This window comes from Pantoea sp. B9002 (assembly GCF_013385945.1).
GTDB lineage: Bacteria > Pseudomonadota > Gammaproteobacteria > Enterobacterales > Enterobacteriaceae > Pantoea.
In genome coordinates this window covers 16,025-37,497 of sequence record NZ_JACAPA010000065.1, presented here as the reverse complement: position 1 = coordinate 37,497, position 21,473 = coordinate 16,025, and the positions used below count along the sequence as shown (strand labels likewise).

The window sequence follows — 21,473 nt, the reverse complement described above, 5'->3', positions numbered from 1 at the left end:
CATTTTGGGTTCAGTTCATCTCCGCCGGTCCGTCAGGCAGACGAGAGAAGTGAAGGCACCGCGTAAGCGGCGCGAGGACCGCCGGACTAAAAGTGGCTTCGGCGTGCGCACTCGCCGTTGGCTGAACTTACAAGCATTTCGCCATGAATGGCGGCCCTACTTGGACAGCGATTTTTAGTGATGCGCACCGCGATGACATCACTCCTGACGATGCGTATGAATCATGTAGTTCACATCGACACCGCGACCCAGACGGAACTGGTTAGTTAGCGGATTATAGTGCAGGCCAATCATGTTTCTTTCACGCAGCGGGGTTTCATCCACCCAGTTCAGTAGCTCGGCAGGACGGATGAATTTCTTCACGTCGTGCGTCCCACGCGGCACCATGCGCAGCACATACTCGGCACCAAACACCGCCAGTAGCCAGGCTTTTGGGTTGCGGTTGATGGTGGAGAAAAACACTTCACCACCGGGCTTCACCAGCTGCGCGCAGGCTAATACCACCGAGCGCGGATCCGGCACATGCTCCAGCATCTCCATGCAGGTCACCACGTCATATTGCCCGGCGTGACTTGCAGCGTGATCTTCCACGGTTTGCTGCACATAGTTAACGCTAACGCCGCTCTCCAGCGCATGCAGACGCGCCACTTCCAGCGGCTCTGCGCCCATATCCAGGCCCGTAACCTCAGCGCCTTCACGCGCCATGCTCTCCGCCAGAATGCCGCCGCCGCAGCCGACATCGAGCACTTTCTTGCCGAACAGGCCATTACTATGCTGCGCTATCCAGCCAAGTCGCAGGGGATTGATACGGTGCAACGGCTTAAATTCACCCTCTAAATCCCACCAGCGGGATGCCACGGCCTCAAACTTGGCAATCTCGGCGTGGTCAACGTTCTGGCGGCTTTCCTGCGGTTGTTCACTCATTGAATCATCACTCCAGACAAAATATTCCCTCAGTATAAACGCTTAAGTCACGCGAACGCATCTCTCACGCTAAAGGAAAAGCGGGATTAAGGCCTGGTTAACGTTCACCGAAGGGAAGCAATGTGATATACTTTCGCACCTTTAAATCCGGGATTATGTAGAGGGATAGCGGCTCCATGAGCGACCTTGCGAGAGAAATTACACCGGTCAATATCGAAGAAGAGTTGAAAAACTCCTACCTCGATTACGCCATGTCGGTCATTGTTGGCCGAGCCTTACCCGATGTGCGTGATGGTCTGAAGCCGGTACACCGCCGTGTGCTTTTTGCCATGAGCGAACTGGGCAACGACTGGAATAAAGCCTATAAAAAATCCGCCCGTGTGGTCGGTGACGTCATCGGTAAATATCACCCGCACGGCGATTCCGCGGTATACGAAAGTATCGTGCGTATGGCCCAGCCATTCTCCCTGCGCTACATGCTGGTTGACGGTCAGGGTAACTTTGGTTCGGTCGACGGCGACTCCGCCGCAGCGATGCGTTATACCGAAGTCCGCATGGCAAAGATCTCTTCGGAGCTGCTGGCTGACCTGGAAAAGGAAACCGTCGATTTCGTGCCGAACTATGACGGCACCGAGCAGATCCCTGAAGTCCTGCCAACCAAAATTCCTAACCTGCTGGTAAACGGTTCTTCCGGTATCGCAGTTGGTATGGCCACCAACATTCCACCGCACAACCTCACGGAAGTGATCAACGGCTGTCTGGCGTTTATCGAAGATGAAGACATCACCGTTGAAGGTTTGATGGAGCACATCACCGGGCCAGATTTCCCGACGGCGGCATTCATCAATGGTCGTCGCGGTATCGAAGAAGCCTATCGCACCGGGCGCGGTAAGATTTACATCCGCGCACGTGGCGAAGTGGAAACCGATGCCAAGACCGGCCGTGAAACTATCATCGTTCACGAACTGCCGTATCAGGTGAACAAAGCTCGCCTGATCGAGAAGATCGCTGAGCTGGTGAAAGAGAAGCGCGTAGAAGGCATCAGCGCACTGCGTGACGAATCTGACAAAGACGGCATGCGTGTTGTCATTGAGATCAAACGCGATGCGGTGGGTGAAGTGGTTCTCAACAACCTCTACTCACTGACACAGCTGCAGGTCTCTTTCGGCATCAACATGGTGGCGCTGCATCAGGGCCAGCCGAAGATCATGACGCTGAAAGGCATCATCGAAGCCTTCGTGCGTCACCGTCGTGAAGTGGTTACGCGTCGTACCATTTTCGAACTGCGTAAAGCGCGCGATCGTGCTCACATCCTTGAAGGCCTGGCGATTGCGCTGGCTAACATCGATCCGATCATCGAACTGATTCGTCGCGCACCAAATCCAGCCGAAGCGAAACTGGGCCTGCTGGCGCAGTCGTGGGATCTGGGTAACGTTGCCGCGATGCTGGAACGTGCCGGTAACGATGCTGCACGTCCGGAGTGGCTGGAAGCCGAGTTCGGTATTCGCGATGGTCAATATTATCTGACCGAACAGCAAGCGCAGGCGATTCTGGATCTGCGTCTGCAGAAACTGACCGGCCTTGAGCACGAAAAGCTGCTCGACGAATACAAAGAGTTGCTGGATCAGATCGCTGAACTGCTGCGTATCCTGCAGAGCGCTGAACGCCTGATGGAAGTGATCCGTGAAGAGCTGGAGCTGATGCGCGATCAGTTCGGCGACGCACGTCGTACTGAAATCACTGCGAACAGTGCAGACATCAACATCGAAGACCTGATCAATCAGGAAGACGTTGTGGTAACGCTGTCGCATCAGGGTTATGTCAAATACCAACCGCTGACGGACTATGAAGCCCAGCGCCGCGGTGGTAAAGGCAAATCCGCCGCACGTATTAAAGAAGAAGACTTTATCGATCGTCTGCTGGTGGCCAACACCCACGACACCATTCTGTGCTTCTCCAGCCGTGGCCGTCTCTACTGGATGAAGGTCTATCAGCTGCCGGAAGCCAGCCGTGGTGCGCGCGGTCGTCCCATCGTCAACCTGTTGCCGCTGGAAGCCAACGAACGTATCACCGCCATTCTGCCGGTGCGTGAATACACCGAAGGCTTCAACATCTTCATGGCCACCGCGAGCGGTACCGTGAAGAAAACCGCGCTGCAGGAGTTCAGCCGTCCGCGTAGCGCGGGCATCATCGCCATCAACCTGCGTGAGGATGATGAGCTGATTGGTGTGGCGCTGACCAACGGTAGCGACGAAGCGATGCTGTTCTCTGCCGCCGGTAAAGTGGTGCGTTTCGCTGAAACGGCGGTACGTGCGATGGGCCGTTCGGCCTCGGGCGTTCGCGGTATCAAGCTGGCTGAAAGCGACAAAGTGGTGTCGCTGATTGTGCCACGCGAAGAGGGCGCGATCCTCACCGTGACGCAGAACGGTTACGGTAAGCGTACTGCCAACAGCGAGTATCCAACCAAGTCGCGTGCGACGCAGGGCGTGATCTCGATTAAAGTCACCGAACGTAACGGACCGGTTATCGGTGCGGTACAGGTGGTTGATGGCGATCAGATCATGATGATCACCGATGCCGGTACGCTGGTGCGTACTCGCGTGTCGGAAGTCAGCGTGGTTGGCCGTAACACCCAAGGCGTGATTCTGATCCGTACTGCGGAAGATGAAAACGTGGTGGGTCTGCAACGCGTAGCGGAACCGGTGGAAGAGGAAGAACTCGACGCCATCGACGGTAGCGTAGCGGAAGGCGAGGAGGATATCGCGCCGGAAGTGGACAGCGACGACGAAGCACCAGAAGCTGACGACGAAGAGTAATTCGTAACGGCTTTATTAAGCGGCAGGTCAGGAAACTGACCTGCCGTTTTTTTATCTGAGTTTTCCCCTAAAGGCGCGGGCTAGCTGGCTTTTTAGGGCCGATAAAGCTAGTGTATGAAAGCTTTTCAACATCCTGATAACCTCTTACCGCCAGTGAGCCTCTTTTGAAATATCTTGTCTCCTTTCGCACTACGCTTCGAATTTCGCGCTATCTGTTTCGTGCGCTGGCGTTGCTGCTCTGGGCGCTGGGTGCGCTGCTGACCACTTTCTACATTATCAACGTGCTGCACGAGAAAGAGAACGCGGTGCGTCAGGAGTTTGCCACCAATTACGGTCAGGCTGAGTGGTACGTACGCCATTCGGCGGATGTGATGCGCGAACTGAAATACATCACCGAAAATCGCCTGAGCAGCAGCGCTAACGGTTTGGATGTGCTCAACGGTTTGCCGCCGGGCAAAGGTGCGCTGCCGCAGTTCACGCCGCTGTTTTCCGATGGCGACTGCACGTCAATGAGCAATACCTGGCGTAACTCGCTGGACTCGCTCAGCTACTACATCAATTACTGGAAAAGCAATTTTGCCTCGGCGTATGAATTGAACCGCGTGTTCTTCATCGGCGGAGAGAATCAGTGTCTGGCCGATTTCACCATCGGCAGCAACAATTCGGTCGATCGTGAACGTAGCCTGAAAGCGCTGCGCGAACGCGTGCTGCACTATCGCAACGGCAATGAAGAAGAGCGCCGCCAGCCGATGTACTGGATCACTAGCAGCGCGCAGCCGGGCGTCGGCAACTTCTATATGGTGATGCCGGTGTATGTGGCGAACAAGCTGCAGGCGCTGCTGGGCGTGGAGCAGAATATCCGCCTCGATGAGTTCATTCAGCCGGGCGGTTTGCCGCTGGTAGCCACCATCACCGATGAAAACTACCGTCCGCTGATCAGTTCGCGTCGTGGCGGGCCGGGCTATTCGCTCGACGATCTGCCGGATAACAGTACCTGGTTCGGCTATCTCGACAGCTATCGCCAGCTGGTGCTGAAAAAGCCGCTGCCGCCGTCGAATCTCAATGTGGTGTGGTCGCTTTCCACCGACGTGTTAACGGATCAGCTCAAGCTGATGCTGATCAATGCGCTGCTACTCAATATCTTAACCGCGGTGATTTTGTTCACGCTGGCGTGGATTTTTGAGCGCCGCATGTTCCTGCCGGCCGAGGAGAATGCGCATCGGCTGGAGGAGCACGAACAGTTCAACCGCAAGATTGTCGCCTCGGCGCCGGTCGGCATCTGTATCCTGCGCACCAGCGATGGCACCAACATTCTGAGTAACGAGCTGGCGCACAACTATCTGACGCTGCTGACGCAGGAAGATCGCCAGCGTCTGAATGAAATCATCGGCGGTCAGCAGGTCAACTTTGTCGATGTGCTGACCGGCAGTAACACCAACCTGCAAATCAGCTTTGTGCATTCGCGCTATCGTAATGAAAACGTGGCGATTTGCGTGCTGGTCGATGTTTCGGCGCGCGTGCGCATGGAACAGTCGCTGCAGGAGATGGCGCACTCGGCCGAGCAGGCCAGCCAGTCGAAATCGATGTTTCTCGCCACCGTCAGCCATGAACTGCGCACGCCGCTGTACGGCATTATCGGTAACCTCGATCTGCTGCAAACCAAAGTGCTGCCAAAAGGCGTCGATTCACTGGTGACGGCGATGAATAACTCGTCGAGCCTGCTGCTGAAGATCATCAGCGACATCCTCGACTTCTCGAAGATTGAATCCGAACAGCTGAAAATTGAACCGCATCCGTTCTCACCTCGTGAAGTGGTCAATCACATTGCCAGCAACTATCTCTCGCTGGTGGTGCGTAAACGCCTGACGCTGTATGTGTTTATCGAAAACGATGTGCCGCTGACCATGGATGGCGACGCCATGCGTCTGCAACAGGTGATATCTAACCTGCTGAACAACGCCATCAAATTCACGCATACCGGCTGCATCATTCTGCATGCTTACGTCAAAGAGGGTTATCTGGCGTTCCGCGTGCGCGATACCGGCGTCGGTATTCCGGCCAAAGAGGTGACGCGCCTGTTCGATCCCTTCTTCCAGGTGGGTTCCGGCGTGCAGCGTAATTTCCAGGGAACCGGCTTAGGGCTGGCGATCTGTGAAAAGCTGATCAACATGATGGACGGCGATATCGAAGTCGATTCCGAACCGGGCATGGGCAGCCAGTTTATCGTGCGTATTCCGATCTACTCCGGTCAGCTGGCGGCGCCACCGCTGCTGGATGGCTTGCAGGAAAAAGCCATCTGGCTGGATATGCGCAATGAGTATCTCGCCAGCTTCCTGCTGCGTCTGCTGCAACAGCAGGGCATTCAGGCGGCGTATTACCACGGCCAGGCGGCGGCTGATGATGTGATCATCAGCGATCACGATGAGCCTGCCGCGCAAAGCGGACGCGCGCATATTCGTATCTGTGGTGAGCACATCGATATGCCGCACGAAACCGCGCCGGGGCAATGGATTCAGAGCAGCGCGATGCTGCACGATCTGCCGCAGCTGCTGGGTCGCATCTACCGCATCAACATTAATAGCGAAACCGCCACGCCGCTGCCGTTAACCGCACCAAAAGCTGCCGCGACCTTCGAAGATATTATCGTGCTGATTGTTGATGACCATCCAATCAACCGCATGTTGCTGTCCGAACAGCTCGGCACCGTCGGTTATCAAACCAAAACTGCGCAGGATGGCGTTGATGCATTGAACGTGCTGAGTCGCAACCATATTGATATCGTGCTGAGCGACGTGAACATGCCGAACATGGATGGTTATCGCCTGACGCAACGTCTACGTCAGTTAGGACATACTTTCCCGGTGATTGGCGTCACGGCAAATGCGTTAGCGGAAGAGAAGCAGCGCTGTATGGATGCGGGCATGGATAACTGTTTGTCGAAGCCGGTCACGCTGGATGTGCTGAAAAGTACGCTGGCGGTGTATGCGGAACGCGTCAGAAAGGGCAGGGAAGAGGCGTAAAGCGGGGACAAAAAAACGGGCGGTGTCAGAGGACGCCGCCCATTCGTATTACTCTTTGTCGACCTGAGTGGCGCTGACAGAAGAGAGATAGTTCAGCAGCGCGATATCATTTTCCACGCCCAGTTTCATCATGGCTGATTTCTTCTGGCTACTGATGGTTTTGATACTGCGGTTAAGTTTCTTAGCAATCTCAGTCACCAGGAAACCTTCTGCGAACAGACGCAGTACTTCACTCTCTTTCGGCGACAGACGTTTGTCACCGTAACCACCGGCGCTGATGCGCTCCAGCAGTTTTGCCACGCTTTCCGGCGTATATTTTTTGCCTTTCTGCAGAGCAGCGAGTGCTTTTGGCAGATCGGTTGGTGCGCCTTGCTTCAGTACGATCCCTTCGATATCCAGATCCAACACCGCGCTCAGGATCGCTGGGTTATTGTTCATGGTCAGAACGATAATCGAGAGGTCCGGATAGTGACGTTTGATGTATTTAATCAGGGTGATACCGTCACCGTACTTCTCGCCTGGCATGGAGAGGTCGGTAATCAGGACATTGGCGTCCAGTTTGGGCAAGCTGTTTACCAGTGCTGTTGAGTCTTCAAACTCACCTACAACGTTAACCCATTCAATCTGTTCCAGTGACTTACGGATACCGAACAGAACGATCGGATGGTCATCGGCAATAATTACGTTCAAGTTATTCATCTTATTGGTTACCTTGCTGCAGCAGTTGGCTGACGTAAGCGTCAATTTCACTGGTGGTATTTTTAATGGTTAAATCGTCACATACTTTAATGTGTTGTTCTAACGCTTCACAAAGCTGTTTACCTGACCCCAGATTGAGCATGGCAAACACGCCTTTCAGGCGATGTGCTGTCTGAGCAAGCGAGGGATAATCCTTTTCCGTCGCTTCAGTATACAGTCTCTTCACATCTGGCGGTACTGTCTCGGTAAACAGCTGGAAATAGCCTCCGCTCATCAGCGGCGTGGCTTCTTCATCTTCGCGACTCTCCTCTAACAAATCATGAGAAAGTTGCTTTTCAATCAGGGCCAGCAGCGCATCAAGCAGTGCATTACTGAGATTGAAGTTGACCCGGAATTGCTGTTCGTTCAACGCGTGATGACCCATTTCGTCACCGGCCAGCAACAGCGCCCAGCCGTTCAGGCGCGCCGGATCGTCGGTCACCAGCACATCATGATCCTGACCGGTTAAACGTTCATCTGACGTCAGGCACTTCGCTCCCCAGTTTTCGAGGTGGCGGCAAACGATCTTGTGGACGTCTTCTACGGCGATATCCACCAATGCGGTCACGCCTTCCAGCAGTTTCTCTTCCTGCTCGCCTTGTTGCTCTAACGCCAGCGGCAGCTGAATATTGTAGCGGGTGCCGATATCAGGTTTAGCGATGATCTCCAGCTGGCCGCCCATCTGTTTGCACAGCTGCTTACAGAGGAAAAATGCCATGCCGGACGCCTGGCCGAAGCGGTCTTGCGTGGTGTCGCCGAGATAGGGGAAATCGACATTCGCCAGTTCATCGACGCTCAAACCGGAGCCGGTATCCACCAGCTGCAGCAAGACCTGATTGGGCTTGTCTTCACTGGTTTTGATCTCCAGCGAAATCTTGCCCCAGCGCGTGGTGGTCAGCGAATAGTGCATCAGCGTGGTCAGCACTTTACGCAGCGCACGACGATCGCCAAAGCGCATCTCGTCATTGGCTAAATGGTTATTCACCACTAAAGCCAGACCTTTACGACGCAGCAGCGGCAGGCTTTCCAGCGCGATTTCGTCCAGCATATCCTGCAGGTTGAATACGCTGGCATCTGGCGACCAGTCATGCGCTTCAAGGCGATTGAGCAACACGATGTCATCCACCAGGCGCGCCAAACCCTGGCTCTCGTCGAGCAGATCGAGCACGCTTTCGTCATCGTCACGCTGGCTGAGTTGCACCAACTGCTTAACCATGCTTTGCAGTGGACGATTGAGCGCGTGACCGAGGTTATGCATCAGCTGCTGACGCATCTGGTGATTGCGATCCAGCACCTGTTGCGCCTTTTGCAGCTTCTTATTCACCAGCAATTCGCGGTCCTGATCGCGCATCATAAACAGCTGAGTATGCGGTGACAGCACGCTGCGCGCGTGGCGGATCTCATACACTTCGTTATTGATAGTCGCCTGCAATACGCCCTGATGTTGATCGGACATATTGATGATTTTCTGCAGATTCAGGTGCGGCAACAGATGCTCGGCGATTTTATTGCTGAGCAGCGTGCGGTTGGTGGCGAAGTCGTACACCAGCAAGCCGACCGGCAAGCTGGCCACAATCTCTTCGTTGAGCATGCGCAGCGAATCCAGTTCGGCGCTCTGATTCTCGTTCGGGCGCAGCGATTGCTGACGCAGCAGCGTAATGCCCGCAATCGACAGTAAAAACAGCACAAGGTTGATCAGCAGCGGCCACATCAGATTATGCAACGTATCCAGCGCCAGGCTGGTGAGCGGCACGCGATACACCAGCTGCAGCGACGTACTGGGCAGCGATGCGGCTATCTCCAGATTCGGATTCACCAGCGCCACGTGGGTGCTTTCGCTGCTGGTGTCGTCGCTGGTGGTGGTGGTCGAGGTTTGCGTCGCGTCCTGACGCAGCTGGAAGTTCTCCAGCGGCATATTACGCGGAATCAGATCGTTAACCGGCAAATCAAACGCCACCACGGTGGCTAAATGGCCCGGCTGATTGAAAGTGGTGCGCAAGGTAAAGTAGTGATCGTTCTGCCAGGCAAAGTGACGCAGCGGCGAGAAGCTTTCGCGCTCATCCAGCGCATTGGCCTGCTGCAGCATCTCGGCGCGGCGGCTATCAACCAGCGTATTAATCGCGCTCTCTTTATAACGCGTCGCCATGTCTTTCAGCGGCAGCGTGGAGATCATAATCAGGCTGTTATCCTGACCATTAAGAAAGTACATCGACCAAGTCGGATTTTCCGCGCCCCACAGCGTATCGAGATAGTTGGACATGCGCATGGTCATATCCAGCGTGCTGCTATCGTGCGAACCAAAAATCAGCGCTTCGGTTTTGCGGCGGGTTTTTTCCAGATAATAGACATCCGGGCGCAGGCGGGTTTCCTGAAGATTGCTGTTTGGCGAGGATCCGGCGGCGCTGGTGGCCAGGTTTTCATAGATCTGCCACGTAGCGAAGCGCGACGCATCGATGCGTTTTTGCATCGCACGCGCCAAATCGGTCATCGCATAGCGCTTCTCTGTCATCCAGGCATTCACGCTGTTGTGCACCATCGCGCCCAGCGCCAGAAAAAGCACCAGGTTAAACACCACGAAAAAGCGCGTTACATTGCCGGATGTCAGAGGAAATTTATAAGGCAGCATAGTGTCTCAGGATCATGGAATTAGCGCGCAACCCGTCGGGCACTGGCAGCGACGGCCAGCAGCAGCAGAGCGATAAGCAAAAATGCACCACTCAGGCTGATCCACTGGGAAATTAATCCGATTAAAGCCGGACCTGAAAGAATACCTGCATAGCCTAACGTTGTCATGGCCGAAATCGCCAGATTCGACGGCATATCGTGTTGATTCCCGGCAGCATTGAACAACATCGGCACCGTATTGGCGAGGCCAAAACCCACCAGCAGGAAAGCCAGCAGCGCAATTTGCGGCCACGGCAGTAACACCGCCAGCGTCATGCCCGCTGCAGCGGCTAACGCACCGGTCAACATCACCGGATAACGGCCGAAGCGCTGAATCACTTTATCGCCGGTCAGACGACCAATGGTCATCGCCACCGAGAACACCGCATAACCTAAACCGGCGTGCGCCGGGCTCATCTCCGGGCTTTGCAGCAGCAACAGCGCGCCCCAATCCAGCACCGCACCTTCGGCAAGAAACAGAATAAAACAGAGCAAACCGAGGAAAGCCACCCAACCGCGCGGGATCACCAGCCACGGCTGATCGGGCTGATGCAGGCGTTCGGTCATCAGCGTTGGCAGGCTCCACACCAACAGCAACACAATCAGCACCATCACCGCGCCAACCGCTTGCAACGGCGTCAGGCCGCTGCCGAGCAGCAGGCTGACGGAACCGGCGCCGATAATGCCGCCGAGGCTAAAGAAACCGTGGAAACCGGACATCATCGGCTTGCGCGCGGCTTTTTCCACTTCAACCGCCTGCACGTTCATCGCGACATCCAGCATGCCGAGTCCGGCACCAAATACCATTAAGGTGGCGGCCATCAGCCACATCACATCAAGCGTCGCCAGCAGCGGTAACACCGCCAGCACCACCAACGTGGAGCACAACATCACCCGACGACCACCGAAACGCGCGATTAAACCGCCGGTAATCGGCATTGCCGCCAGCGAGCCAATTCCCAGACACAGCAACAAACCGCCCAACGATGCGCCGCTCAGCGCAAGACGCTGGCTGGCGAACGGCACCAGCGGTGCCCATGCGGACATGCCCAATCCAGCAATAAGGAAAACGATGCGTGTCCCAAGATTGACACGGTGATGCAATTTATTGTGCGGCGCGGCGTCCAGTGCAGTCATAAAGAGTAATTTTCAGTAGCGGGTGAAGCGACGAAGTTTAGCATCAAAGCGGGCGTCACACCGCGCATCAGACAATATCGGATGGCAGCGATTAAACGCCAGAAACAGGCATATTACCGATTTTTTACACATCGCTGCGCTTTTCCAGAACTTTCCTGGCATGTGCCAACCATAACTGGAGTGACTTAAGTAAAATTTTTTCTGCTGAATGATGCAGTATACTGATGAAAGATTCCGCGCCACACGCGGCTTACACGTCAATCTTTTGGCGCTGTCGCAAAGCACACATTTCCGGATTTTCGCCAATAGGCAGCGACCACGTAAAACCGATATGTTAGTCATCCCATCGGCTCCCGATGCGGAATATAGCGAGATCGATATTATTTCTCCCCCTTGGGAGAATTTTGCTGTGCCTTATTTTACTCCTTGTTACCTGCAGGTAACCCGTTTTCATCAGGCGAAGCGGGCCGTTTATTAACGGCCTGTATGGCGCACCGGTACGCTTAAATCATTAATAAGCTTAATGGCCGCTGCAATACATTCCCTGTAACGAGGTTACCTATGTCTTCACGTCTATCAGAACAACAATTAGCGGCGATTCTGCAATCCGCGGTCAGCCTTTATCCAGTGGCAGACGACACGTCTTCTTTGCAAACGCGCAGCGTGGATACCACGCCGCCCGCGCCGTTGCGTCCGTATGAACCCATTGCCCAGGATGGTGTGATCGCCGCGTGGGAATCCGGCAGGAATATTCACCTGCGCGGCCGCGCCGAATCCGAGCCGGGCGCTACCGTAACGCTGACCTTTAACGGCGAAGTCTGGCACAGCACGGTAAATAAATGGGGTTACTGGAATGCCTCGATGCCGCCGTCGGTGCTCAACGGATTGGCGGACGGCGCCTATTCGCTGACGCTAACCATCACCGACAAAGCCGGTAACAGCACCGATACGCAGGTGGGCTTTGGGGTTTACGTGGATAAAACCATCAAGCCCACGCTGACGGTGGATCCGATCAGCGGGGATAACGCGGTCAGCGTGACAGAAGGCATTTACGGCGTGGAGGTGCACGGCAGCGCCACGCACATGCCGGCGAACAGCCATATCACGGTGATCTTAGCCGGGAAAAAATACCCTGGCGGCGTTAACGATAAAGGCGAATGGACCGCCGCTATTCCTTCACAGGATCTTCAGGCGTTACAGGATGGCGTCTATAGCCTGAAAGTCAGCGCTACCGATCCCAACGGCAAAACCACCGCTTATCTGCAGGATGTCACCTTAATTACCCACGTTAGCAGCCTGCCGCACATCAGCTTCGATAAGGTCACGGCAGACAACGTAATCAATAAAGAAGAGAGCCAAAACGATCTCACCTTTAGCGGCGATCTCTCGGTGGTGGTGCCGGGCCAGCAGCTGTTGCTGTGCAGCGGTGATGCGGTTTATCACGCGCAGATCGGCAGCGACGGTCACTGGCAGGTAACGATTCCGGCCAGTGAAGTGGCGAGCTTTATTTCACTGGGTGAAATCCGGGTGTATGCGCAGGATGGCGCTGGCAACAGCACCGACGCCATGCTGGAACTGAACGTGGTCACCCAACTGCCAGATATCTATTACGAAATTGATATTGGTGGCGATACCACGCTGAATCAGCAGGAAGCGCAACACGATCTCAGTTTCTATCTGGAAGGCGTGAAGGAGCTGACGCTCAACGGCAAAAATTACACGCCGGTCAACGGCATGGTCACCATCAGCGCCGAAGATCTGCAGGCGCTGCCGGATGGCGAAGTGTCGGCGCTGGCCTCGCGCTGGGATGAGTACGGCAACCACGATACGCAGATTATCGAGAACCTGTTCAACGTGGCCACGCATCAGGTGCCGACCATTACGCTGAATCAACCGTTTGGCGACGGCGTGCTAGATGCGGCGGAGCTGAATAGCTGGCATCTGATTCAAGGCAGCAGCAGCCATCTCGATCAGGGCAGTTTGGTGACGTTGACGCTGGGCGATCAGAGTTACACCGCCACGGTTAAAGCCGACGGCAACTGGGCGCTGACCATTTTGGCGGGTCAGCTGGCACCGCTGGATGATGGCAGCTACCAAATGAAGGTCAGCGCGCAGGACAAAGCGGGGAATGTGGCGACGGCGACGCAGCCGGTGACCATCGATAGTCATGAGGCGGCCGCCAGCGTCAGCAGCGAGCCGCTGAATACGCTGCTGACCAACGCAGGCGACAGCGCCGCCGCTCAGCCCAGCGATGCGCGCGCCATGGAGAGCCACTACAACGCCAGCGATAGCAGTTACACCCTCGGCGATCATCTGCAGCAACATCAGGTTCAGAGCCTGGCGTAATCCGCCCATCAACCGCTAGCAACATCGGCTAGCGGTTGCCAGCCCACTCTCATTGCTCACGGGACAACAGGGATGACTGCACAACCCTTCAACAGCGACAACGGCATCGCGGCGATGCTGCGCGTGGCGGCATGCTTCGGTAAACCGGCGGACGGCAGCACGCTGCGCCAGCAGATGCGCTGGTTTCAACATCTGGCACCGACGCAACAATTAGAACGTTTAGCTGGGCTGCTGGGCCTGCATTTGATGCTGGTGCCGCACAGCAAACTGCGCTGGCGCCAGGAAATTGTGCCGGTGTTACTGCTGCTGGAAAACGGCAGCGTGGCGTTGATAGAAGAGGTGGATAGCAACGGTGGCGTGCGTTACTGGCTGAGTGAAAGTGGCGATGTGGTGCGCGCGGGTCAGCTGCAGGATTTGCTAGTGCAGGCCGACATACAGGTTGGCGTAGTTGGCGTGGCGGCGCGGGCACGTGATGCGCGCATCGACGAGTTTGTGCAGCCGTATCAGCCGCACTGGTTCTGGCATAACTTTCGTGGCATGAAGCGACGCATCGCGGAAATCAGCCTGGCCTCGCTGGTCGGCAACGTGCTGGCGCTGGCGGGTATTCTGTTTTCCATGCAGGTGTACGATCGGGTGATTCCGGCGCAGTCGCAGCCGACGCTGTGGGTGCTGTTTGCCGGCGTGGTGCTGGCGGCCGCCATTGAGTATCTGATTCGCCTGATGCGCACCCAGGTTTCCGATCTGATGGGCAAACGCATCGACCTGAAAATATCCGCCATGCTGTTCGCGCGGGCGATGAACATCCGCAACGAAGCACGTCCGCGTTCCACCGGCTCCTTTATTGCCCAACTGCGTGAAATTGATCAGGTCCGCGAACTGCTGACGTCCACCACGGTGAATGCCGCCGCCGACTTGCCGTTTGTGCTGCTGTTTCTGCTGATCATGGCGTCGATTGGCGGCTGGCTAGTGCTGATTCCGTTACTGGCGATCCCGCTGATTGTCGTTCCCGGCTTGCTGGTGCAGATCCCGATGGCGCGGCTGGCGCAGGAAGGGCTACGCGAAAGCGCACTGCGTCAGGCGGTGCTGGTGGAAACCCTGGAAGGCGTCGAGGACATCAAAGCGCTGCAAGCGGAACCCTATTTTCAGCGCCAGTGGGAGCAAACGCATGAAGTTAGCGCGGCCATCAGCAATCAGCAACGTTTGTGGGGCGCGCGCCTCACCGGTTGGTCGGCCAGTGTGCAGCAACTCACCTATGCCGGCATGTTGGTGTTCGGCGTCTATCTGGTGCTCGACAATCAGATCACCACCGGCACGCTGGTGGCGTGCAGCTTGCTCTCATCACGCACCATCGCGCCGCTGATGCAGCTCACCATGGTGTTCTCGCGCTGGCAGCATGCTAAATCGGCGATGAAAGGGCTGGATGAACTGCTAAAGAAGCCGCTCGATCAACCCGATCACGCCACGCTGGCGCACTGTCCGGTGCTGACCGGCAGCTATCATCTGCAAAACGTGCATTACCGCTACGAAGAGGAGAGCGGTAATAGCGTGCTCAACATTCCGCAGTTGCAGATCACGCCCGGCGAACGCGTGGCGATCCTCGGTAAAGTCGGCGCGGGCAAATCGACGCTGCTGAAGATGCTGGCCGGTCAGGCGCGCGCCAGCCAGGGCAAAGTGCTGGTGGACGGCGTCGATCTCACCTGCATCGATCCGGTCGATCTGCGCCGTCAGCTTGGCTGGCTGTCGCAGGATGCGCGGCTGTTTTTCGGCACGCTGCGCCAGAACCTGCTGCTCGGTAATCCGCACGCCAGCGAGCAGGAGATGCTGCAGGCGCTGCGCATCAGCGGCGCGTTAGCTTTGGTGCAGCAGGACGCCGCCAGCCTCGATCGCATAATTCATGAAGGCGGACGCGGCTTGTCCGGCGGCCAGCGGCAAATGGTGCTGCTCAGCCGGCTGATTCTGCGCCAGCCGCAGGTGGTTTTGCTGGATGAACCGACCGCGGCGATGGATGAACAGCTGGAAGCGCAGGTGATTCGTCAGCTGGCGCAATGGGTCACCGGGCGCACGCTGGTGCTGGTCACGCATCGTCCCGCGCTGCTGCGCATGGTCGATCGCATCATCGTGATGGATAACGGCCGCATTGTGGCCGATGGTGCGCGCGACGAGATTCTGCGCCACGCCGCCAGTAAAAAAGGAGATGCGGCATGAGCGTGGTGCTGTTGGATAAAGACCTGACGCGGCGTGAACGTCGCACCTCGGCGATCATCTGGCTGTGCGTGTTGGCGCTGCTGCTGTTTCTGCTGTGGGCGTACTTTGCGGTGCTGGATGAAGTAACGGTGGGCATCGGCAAAGTCACGCCTTCCAGCCGCGCGCAGATTATTGATAGCCTCGATGGCGGCATCGTCAAACAGCTCTATGTGCACGAGGGCAATATCGTGCAGCGCGGCGAGGTGCTGGCAACACTCGATCCCACGCGCTTTCAAACCAACTTTGGTGAAGCGATTGCGCGGGTGCGCACGCTGCGTGCCTCCTCTGAACGTTTACAGGCCGAGCTCAGCGACACGCCGCTAAGGTTCAGCGCCGATATCCTGCAACATCCCGAACTGGTGGCGCGCGAAACGCAGCTCTATCAGGCGCGGCGACAGAATTTTGTCGAGACCATCGGCAATTTGCAGCAATCTCTTGCGCTGGTGCAGGCAGAACTCAACGTGACGGAGCCGCTGATGCTGCGCGGCGCGGCAGGCAAGGTGGATGTGATTCGCCTGCGTCGCCAGGTTAGCGATCTGCGCGGCAAAATCGACGAAGCGCGCAACGATTATTACGTGCGCGCCCATGAAGAGCAGGTGAAAAACAACGGTGAACTGGATGCGCAGCTGCAGGTGGCGGCAGGGAAGCAGGATCTGCTGACGCGCACTACGCTGATTTCGCCGGTGCGCGGCATTGTGAAGGATGTGCGCGTCACCACCGTGGGCGGCGTGCTGGAGCCGGGTGGCAAGCTGATGGAGATTGTGCCACTGGAGGATCAACTGCTGATTGAGACGCGCATCAATCCACGCGATATCGGCTATATCCGGCCGGGTTTACCTGCGGTGGTGAAGATCACCGCCTACGATGCTTCGATCTATGGCGATCTGCGCGGGGAAGTCGAAACCGTCTCGCCTGATACGCTGCAGGACGAGGTGCGGCACGACGAATTTTACTATCGCGTCTATGTGCGCACGCAAAAAGCCGAGCTGACCAATAAAAGCGGACGCAGATTCGCCATCATGCCCGGCATGGTGGCGAATGTTGAGATTAAAACCGGTCAGAAAACCGTGATGGATTATTTACTTAAGCCGCTGAATAAAGCGAAGGAATCACTGCGTGAGCGTTAACAATATGCGCCGGCTATTATTGCAGCGATCTTTGTTACGTGCTGAAATTAACATTGCCGATTTAAGGCTATGAATTGAACAAAATGTGCGAAAAGAGACAAATAATGCGCGGTAGTTATTGTGGTTAATTTAACCCGCATAATTAACTTTACGCAATATAAGGTGATGTCTGAATTACGGACAAAAAAATGCCGGACCATCTAGTCCGGCGGGAAATTAGGGTAAATCAAAACATTCGGGGTGAATGAAGGTAATAATGAAATAAATGATGATAGCGGGGATAATTGTATGCTCTGGATGGATTGGAGTTTTGTCATTCAGTGCTGAAATGTAACTCATGTAATTTTATGTTTTTAAACGATTAAAATATATATTGTCAAAAAGTGCTATATTTTTTACCTATCTGTGCTGGTTATTAGTTCCCCGATATTTACATCCTGAAATAACTATTAAATACACTGAAACAGTTTTGGAAATTTAGTAGCATTTTCGTGATAGATTATTGCCCAACATAAAATAACAATGGCGTGCCGGCTGAATTTTTAATCGTTCAGTTCGCAGTGGCAAAAATAAAGGCACATTAAAGAGGGTAATAAAAATGAAACGTCGCGTTCTCTCCCTGATGATTCCTGCATTGCTGGTGGCAGGATCAGCAAGCGCAGCTGAAATTTACAATAAAGATGGCAATAAATTAGACCTCTACGGCAAAGTGGACGGTCTGCATTATTTCTCTGATGACTCTGGCTCAGACGGTGACCAGTCTTACCTGCGTTTTGGCTTCAAAGGTGAAACTCAGGTGACCGATCAGCTGACCGGTTACGGCCAGTGGGAATATCAGGCTGCACTGAACACCGCTGAAAGCGAAGGCACCGCGAACAGCTTCACGCGTGTTGGTTTTGCTGGTCTGAAATTTGGTGATGCAGGTTCATTCGATTACGGCCGTAACTACGGCGTGATGTACGATCTCGGCGCATGGACTGACGTTCTGCCAGAGTTCGGTGGCGATACTTACGGCGCGGACAACTTCCTGTTCCAGCGCAGCAACGGCCTCGCAACCTATCGTAATACCAACTTCTTCGGTTTAGTCGATGGCTGGAACTTCGCGGTTCAGTATCAAGGCAAAAACGACAACCCAACCGAATCCTCTTCTGGCCGTGATGTGCTGGGCGAGAACGGTGACGGCTACGGTCTGAGCACCACTTACGATCTGGGTTCAGGTTTCGGTATTGGTGCAGCGATGTTCCAGTCTGACCGTACCAACAACCAGAACAGCACCACATCGGGCATTCTGGGCCATGGCGATAAAGCCGATGCTTACAGCGGCGCGCTGAAATATGACGCTAACAACGTTTACCTGGCCGCGATGTACAGCCGTTCGTACAACGCCACTCGCTTCGGTTCAAGCGATGCAAGCGCTTACGGTTACGCCAACAAAGCGGATAACTGGGAATTGGTGGCGCAGTACCAGTTCGACTTCGGCCTGCGTCCATCTCTGGCGTTTGTCTCTTCTCGCGGCTCTGACATCGAAGGTTACGGCAGCCAGAACCTGAAGAAATACATTGATGTAGGCGCAACTTACTACTTCAACAAAAACATGTCGACCTACGTTGATTACCAGATCAACCTGCTGGACGACAACAACTTCACCGACGCAGCCGGTATCAATACCGATGACGTCGTAGCACTGGGCTTGGTTTACCAGTTCTAAGGGTGATGGAGCGTGACTTGCCGGTCACGCTCCCGTTTTCAGCAGCGCATCCAGCGCGGCACGCAGCACGTCGACCACCCGTTCCGCCTCCTCGCCAATCTGTACCTGCACAATCGCGCCCTCAACCAGCAACACAATCTGCGCCGTTTTCACCTGCTGATCGGGCAACAGTTTGTCGCTGATCGCCTGCGCCATCTCACGCTTATGCTGACGAATCAGTTCGCTGGCTTCCGCTAACGTGCTGCCCAGCTCCGCAGCGGTATTGATAAACGCACAGCCGCGATAATCGTCATCCCTGAACCAGCTCAGTAAAGCCGCGGGCAGGGCATCGATCAACGCCGCGTGCTGATTCAGCGCATGGCGAAACGCCAGCATCCAGCGCTGATGGCGCTGCTGTAAAAATGCCAGCACCAGCGCATTCTTCGCCGGAAAGTGACGATAGAAAGTCACTTTGGTCACGCCCGCTTCCGCAATCACCTTATCCACGCCGGTGGCGCGAATGCCTTGTTGGTAAAAAAGCTGCTGCGCGCACAGCAAGATACGATCGCGCGCGGATGCGGTGGCATCAAAGATCAGAGGCTCAAGCATAAAAATTCCTGTGTTTGCATGTAGACAGAATTGTCTACATACGGCAGGATGAATCAAGTAGACAGACCTGTCTACATAATCAGGAGAAATAACATGCTGGTGCCACCGTTCAATCAACAAACCGCGTTACAAAAAGTCCGCATGGCGGAAGATGCCTGGAACAGCTGCGATGCGCAGCGTGTTTCGCTGGTGTACAGCGAAGATACGCGCTGGCGCAATCGCAGTGAATTCGTCAATGGACGTGCAGAAGTCGTGACTTTCCTGCAGCGTAAGTGGATTAGAGAGTTGGATTATCGACTGATCAAGGAGTTATGGGCGTGGCATGAAGATAAGCTGGCGGTGCGCTTTGCCTATGAATGGCATGATGACAGCGGTAACTGGTTCCGCAGCTATGGCAATGAGAACTGGCACTTTGGCGCCGATGGTTTGATGATTCAGCGATTCGCCTGCATCAACGATCTGCCGATCAGCGCAGATCAGCGTTTGTTCCACTGGCCAGCCGGCACGCGCCCGGACGATCATCCGGGCCTGAGTGAGTTGGGACTGTAGCGGTTATTGCATACCGCGCCATTTTTTGGCTTTGGGCGCCGGTTGCGGCGGCGGGTTGGTGATGGCGGTCAGGCTGCCTTCCATCGCGACACCCGCCAGCGTAAAGGCGGAGAAGCTAAGCCAGTGCTGCCATTTACTGTTTTGTGTTTTAGTATTTTCCATTCTGCACCTCGCTGAAGTTCAACTCATCTTCAACAATGCAGCATTCATGCCAGCGCACCGCTCTCAGCGCCACGCGGCTTGCAGCGACTTTGCTACACTGCGCCAGCGCTGAAGCGGTGCAGAAGGGTGATTTTCTGGTGCAATAATTTAACGTCGGCGTGCAGGATAGTGCTGAATCAGGCGATGGCGGTAAGTCTGCCAACATTTGAAACTGCCATAAATAAACAGCCCGGCGGTTACGGCAATAATCATATAAATCATCTGATGCTCCTGTAGGCATAACGTTGCAGGAACCGGTTATCCTGTGTCAGCGTTTATCGAACATCAAGCAGCTTTAGACTGCTTTACAAGCGAGTTATGCTTTGTAATTGGCTGTAGTAATGCGTTACAGATGAGGAATTGATGCGTTATCAGAATATTCTGCTAATTGGCCTGCTGGCATTGGGACTCAGCGGTTGCGAAAAAAACAGCAGCCAACCCGCGATGGTGCTGGAAGGCAAAACCATGGGCACCGTGTGGCGCGTCAGCGTCGCCCGCGTTAATCCGCAGCGCAAAGCCGCGTTGCAGCAGCTGATCCAGCAACAGCTGGATCGCGATGACGGCGAACTCTCGACGTGGAAAAGTGATTCGGTGCTATCGCACTTCAATCAGTATCAAGGCAACGCACCGCAGCCGGTGAGCGCTGATATGGCGGATATCGTTACTGAAGCGCTGCGAATCGGGCACAAAACCTCGGGTGCGATGGATATCACCGTGGGCCCGCTGGTAAATCTGTGGGGCTTTGGCCCAACCAAGCAACCGGCGCATACGCCCAGCGAGGCGAAAATCGCCGCCGCTAAAGCGCTGACCGGTTTGCAGCATCTGCGTGTGATTCAGGGCGTGGACGGTCAATGGCTGCAAAAAGATCTACCCGGCTTGTATGTCGATCTCTCCACCATGGGCGAAGGCTATGCCACCGATCATCTGGCGCGTCTGATGGAGCAGCAAGGCATCACTGATTATCTGGTTTCGGTGGGCGGCGCGGTATTGAGCCGTGGCGTCAATGCTAATCAGCAGCCGTGGCGCGTGGCGATCCAGAAACCCACCGATCGCGAAAACGCGGTGGAAGCGCGCGTCGATCTGCAAGGACACGGCATCAGCACCTCCGGCAGCTATCGCAACTATTATGAACTCGATGGCAAACGCATTTCGCACGTCATCGATCCGACTACCGGAAGACCGATCGAGCACAAGCTGGTGTCGGCAACGGTGATAGCCACCACCGCGCTGGAAGCGGATGGCTGGGATACCGGTTTGATGGTGCTCGGCAGCGAACGCGCTAAAGCGTTGGCGATAAAAGATCATCTGGCGGTCTATTTGATCAGCAAGCAGGGCGACGGTTTTACTCACTGGATGTCGCCGCAGTTTAAAACCTTCCTCATCGATCAGGCATCTCAATAAAGGAGGCGCA

At 55.3% G+C, this 21,473-nt stretch carries 14 protein-coding genes; 8 read left to right on the top strand and 6 right to left on the bottom strand.

Annotated features, from left to right (window positions below):
- Positions 1-198 precede the first annotated feature (198 nt).
- Positions 199-924, bottom strand: a complete 726-nt coding sequence (gene ubiG, locus HX773_RS24895) for a bifunctional 2-polyprenyl-6-hydroxyphenol methylase/3-demethylubiquinol 3-O-methyltransferase UbiG (RefSeq protein WP_061717833.1) — start codon at positions 922-924, stop codon at positions 199-201.
- Between the two features lie 176 nt (positions 925-1,100).
- On the opposite strand from ubiG, the gene gyrA reads away from it, so the two are divergent.
- Together gyrA and rcsC are read left to right on the top strand one after the other, a co-directional pair.
- The gene (gene gyrA / locus HX773_RS24890) at positions 1,101-3,740 is read left to right on the top strand and encodes a DNA topoisomerase (ATP-hydrolyzing) subunit A (RefSeq protein ID WP_176973736.1); all 2,640 of its coding nucleotides are present in this window, start codon (positions 1,101-1,103) and stop codon (positions 3,738-3,740) included.
- 164 nt (positions 3,741-3,904) lie between these two features.
- Entirely contained in the window at positions 3,905-6,760 is a 2,856-nt protein-coding gene (gene rcsC, locus HX773_RS24885) for a two-component system sensor histidine kinase RcsC (protein ID WP_176973735.1), read from the top strand.
- A 48-nt stretch (positions 6,761-6,808) separates the two neighbouring features.
- On the opposite strand, the gene rcsB is transcribed toward rcsC, so the two are convergent.
- Genes rcsB through HX773_RS24870 form a run of 3 tightly spaced genes read right to left on the bottom strand, consistent with a single transcriptional unit; the run spans position 6,809 to position 11,299 of the window.
- A complete protein-coding gene (rcsB, locus tag HX773_RS24880) occupies positions 6,809-7,459 on the bottom strand; it encodes a response regulator transcription factor RcsB (protein ID WP_007889370.1) in 651 nt (216 codons plus the stop codon).
- Between the two features lies 1 nt (position 7,460).
- The gene (gene rcsD, locus HX773_RS24875) at positions 7,461-10,121 is read right to left on the bottom strand and encodes a phosphotransferase RcsD (RefSeq protein ID WP_176973737.1); all 2,661 of its coding nucleotides are present in this window, start codon (positions 10,119-10,121) and stop codon (positions 7,461-7,463) included.
- 23 nt (positions 10,122-10,144) lie between these two features.
- Positions 10,145-11,299 carry an MFS transporter gene (locus HX773_RS24870; RefSeq protein ID WP_176973734.1) on the bottom strand — a complete coding sequence of 385 codons (1,155 nt, stop codon included), beginning with the start codon at positions 11,297-11,299 and terminating at the stop codon, positions 10,145-10,147.
- A 561-nt stretch (positions 11,300-11,860) separates the two neighbouring features.
- Here HX773_RS24870 and HX773_RS24865 point away from each other — a divergent pair.
- The 4 genes from HX773_RS24865 (at position 11,861) to ompC (ending at position 18,724) form a co-directional block, all read left to right on the top strand.
- Positions 11,861-13,645 (top strand): Ig-like domain-containing protein, encoded by a 1,785-nt coding sequence (locus HX773_RS24865; RefSeq protein ID WP_176973733.1) that lies wholly within the window; start codon positions 11,861-11,863, stop codon positions 13,643-13,645.
- Positions 13,646-13,717: 72 nt separating this feature from the next.
- Positions 13,718-15,850, top strand: a complete 2,133-nt coding sequence (locus HX773_RS24860) for a type I secretion system permease/ATPase (protein ID WP_176973732.1) — start codon at positions 13,718-13,720, stop codon at positions 15,848-15,850.
- Positions 15,847-17,016, top strand: a complete 1,170-nt coding sequence (locus HX773_RS24855; RefSeq protein ID WP_176973731.1) for an HlyD family efflux transporter periplasmic adaptor subunit — start codon at positions 15,847-15,849, stop codon at positions 17,014-17,016. Before HX773_RS24860 ends, HX773_RS24855 begins: the two co-directional genes overlap by 4 nt.
- Positions 17,017-17,614: 598 nt before the next feature.
- Positions 17,615-18,724: a porin OmpC gene (gene ompC / locus HX773_RS24850; RefSeq protein ID WP_176973730.1), complete on the top strand. Its 1,110-nt coding sequence runs from the start codon at positions 17,615-17,617 to the stop codon at positions 18,722-18,724.
- A gap of 24 nt (positions 18,725-18,748) precedes the next feature.
- Here ompC and HX773_RS24845 read toward each other — a convergent pair whose 3' ends face one another.
- Positions 18,749-19,312, bottom strand: coding sequence for a TetR/AcrR family transcriptional regulator (locus HX773_RS24845; RefSeq protein WP_176973729.1), 564 nt, complete (start codon positions 19,310-19,312; stop codon positions 18,749-18,751).
- 93 nt (positions 19,313-19,405) lie between these two features.
- Here HX773_RS24845 and HX773_RS24840 point away from each other — a divergent pair, with 93 nt between their 5' ends.
- Positions 19,406-19,861 carry a nuclear transport factor 2 family protein gene (locus tag HX773_RS24840; RefSeq protein WP_176973728.1) on the top strand — a complete coding sequence of 152 codons (456 nt, stop codon included), beginning with the start codon at positions 19,406-19,408 and terminating at the stop codon, positions 19,859-19,861.
- Between the two features lie 3 nt (positions 19,862-19,864).
- Here the strand turns inward: HX773_RS24840 and HX773_RS24835 are convergent, their stop codons facing one another.
- Positions 19,865-20,023 (bottom strand): hypothetical protein, encoded by a 159-nt coding sequence (locus tag HX773_RS24835; protein ID WP_176973727.1) that lies wholly within the window; start codon positions 20,021-20,023, stop codon positions 19,865-19,867.
- A 402-nt stretch (positions 20,024-20,425) separates the two neighbouring features.
- Here HX773_RS24835 and apbE point away from each other — a divergent pair, with 402 nt between their 5' ends.
- Positions 20,426-21,463 (top strand): FAD:protein FMN transferase ApbE, encoded by a 1,038-nt coding sequence (apbE, locus tag HX773_RS24830; protein WP_176973726.1) that lies wholly within the window; start codon positions 20,426-20,428, stop codon positions 21,461-21,463.
- The last annotated feature ends 10 nt before the right edge of the window (positions 21,464-21,473 follow it).

Coding starts and splice junctions, on each gene's coding strand:
- HX773_RS24865 (WP_176973733.1), top strand. CDS start 11,861: ATGTCTTCACGTCTATCAGAACAACAATTAGCGGCGATTCTGCAATCC.
- rcsB (WP_007889370.1), bottom strand. CDS start 7,459: ATGAATAACTTGAACGTAATTATTGCCGATGACCATCCGATCGTTCTG.
- ompC (WP_176973730.1), top strand. CDS start 17,615: ATGAAACGTCGCGTTCTCTCCCTGATGATTCCTGCATTGCTGGTGGCA.
- gyrA (WP_176973736.1), top strand. CDS start 1,101: ATGAGCGACCTTGCGAGAGAAATTACACCGGTCAATATCGAAGAAGAG.
- apbE (WP_176973726.1), top strand. CDS start 20,426: ATGCGTTATCAGAATATTCTGCTAATTGGCCTGCTGGCATTGGGACTC.
- HX773_RS24845 (WP_176973729.1), bottom strand. CDS start 19,312: ATGCTTGAGCCTCTGATCTTTGATGCCACCGCATCCGCGCGCGATCGT.
- HX773_RS24855 (WP_176973731.1), top strand. CDS start 15,847: ATGAGCGTGGTGCTGTTGGATAAAGACCTGACGCGGCGTGAACGTCGC.
- ubiG (WP_061717833.1), bottom strand. CDS start 924: ATGAGTGAACAACCGCAGGAAAGCCGCCAGAACGTTGACCACGCCGAG.
- HX773_RS24840 (WP_176973728.1), top strand. CDS start 19,406: ATGCTGGTGCCACCGTTCAATCAACAAACCGCGTTACAAAAAGTCCGC.
- HX773_RS24870 (WP_176973734.1), bottom strand. CDS start 11,299: ATGACTGCACTGGACGCCGCGCCGCACAATAAATTGCATCACCGTGTC.
- HX773_RS24860 (WP_176973732.1), top strand. CDS start 13,718: ATGACTGCACAACCCTTCAACAGCGACAACGGCATCGCGGCGATGCTG.
- HX773_RS24835 (WP_176973727.1), bottom strand. CDS start 20,023: ATGGAAAATACTAAAACACAAAACAGTAAATGGCAGCACTGGCTTAGC.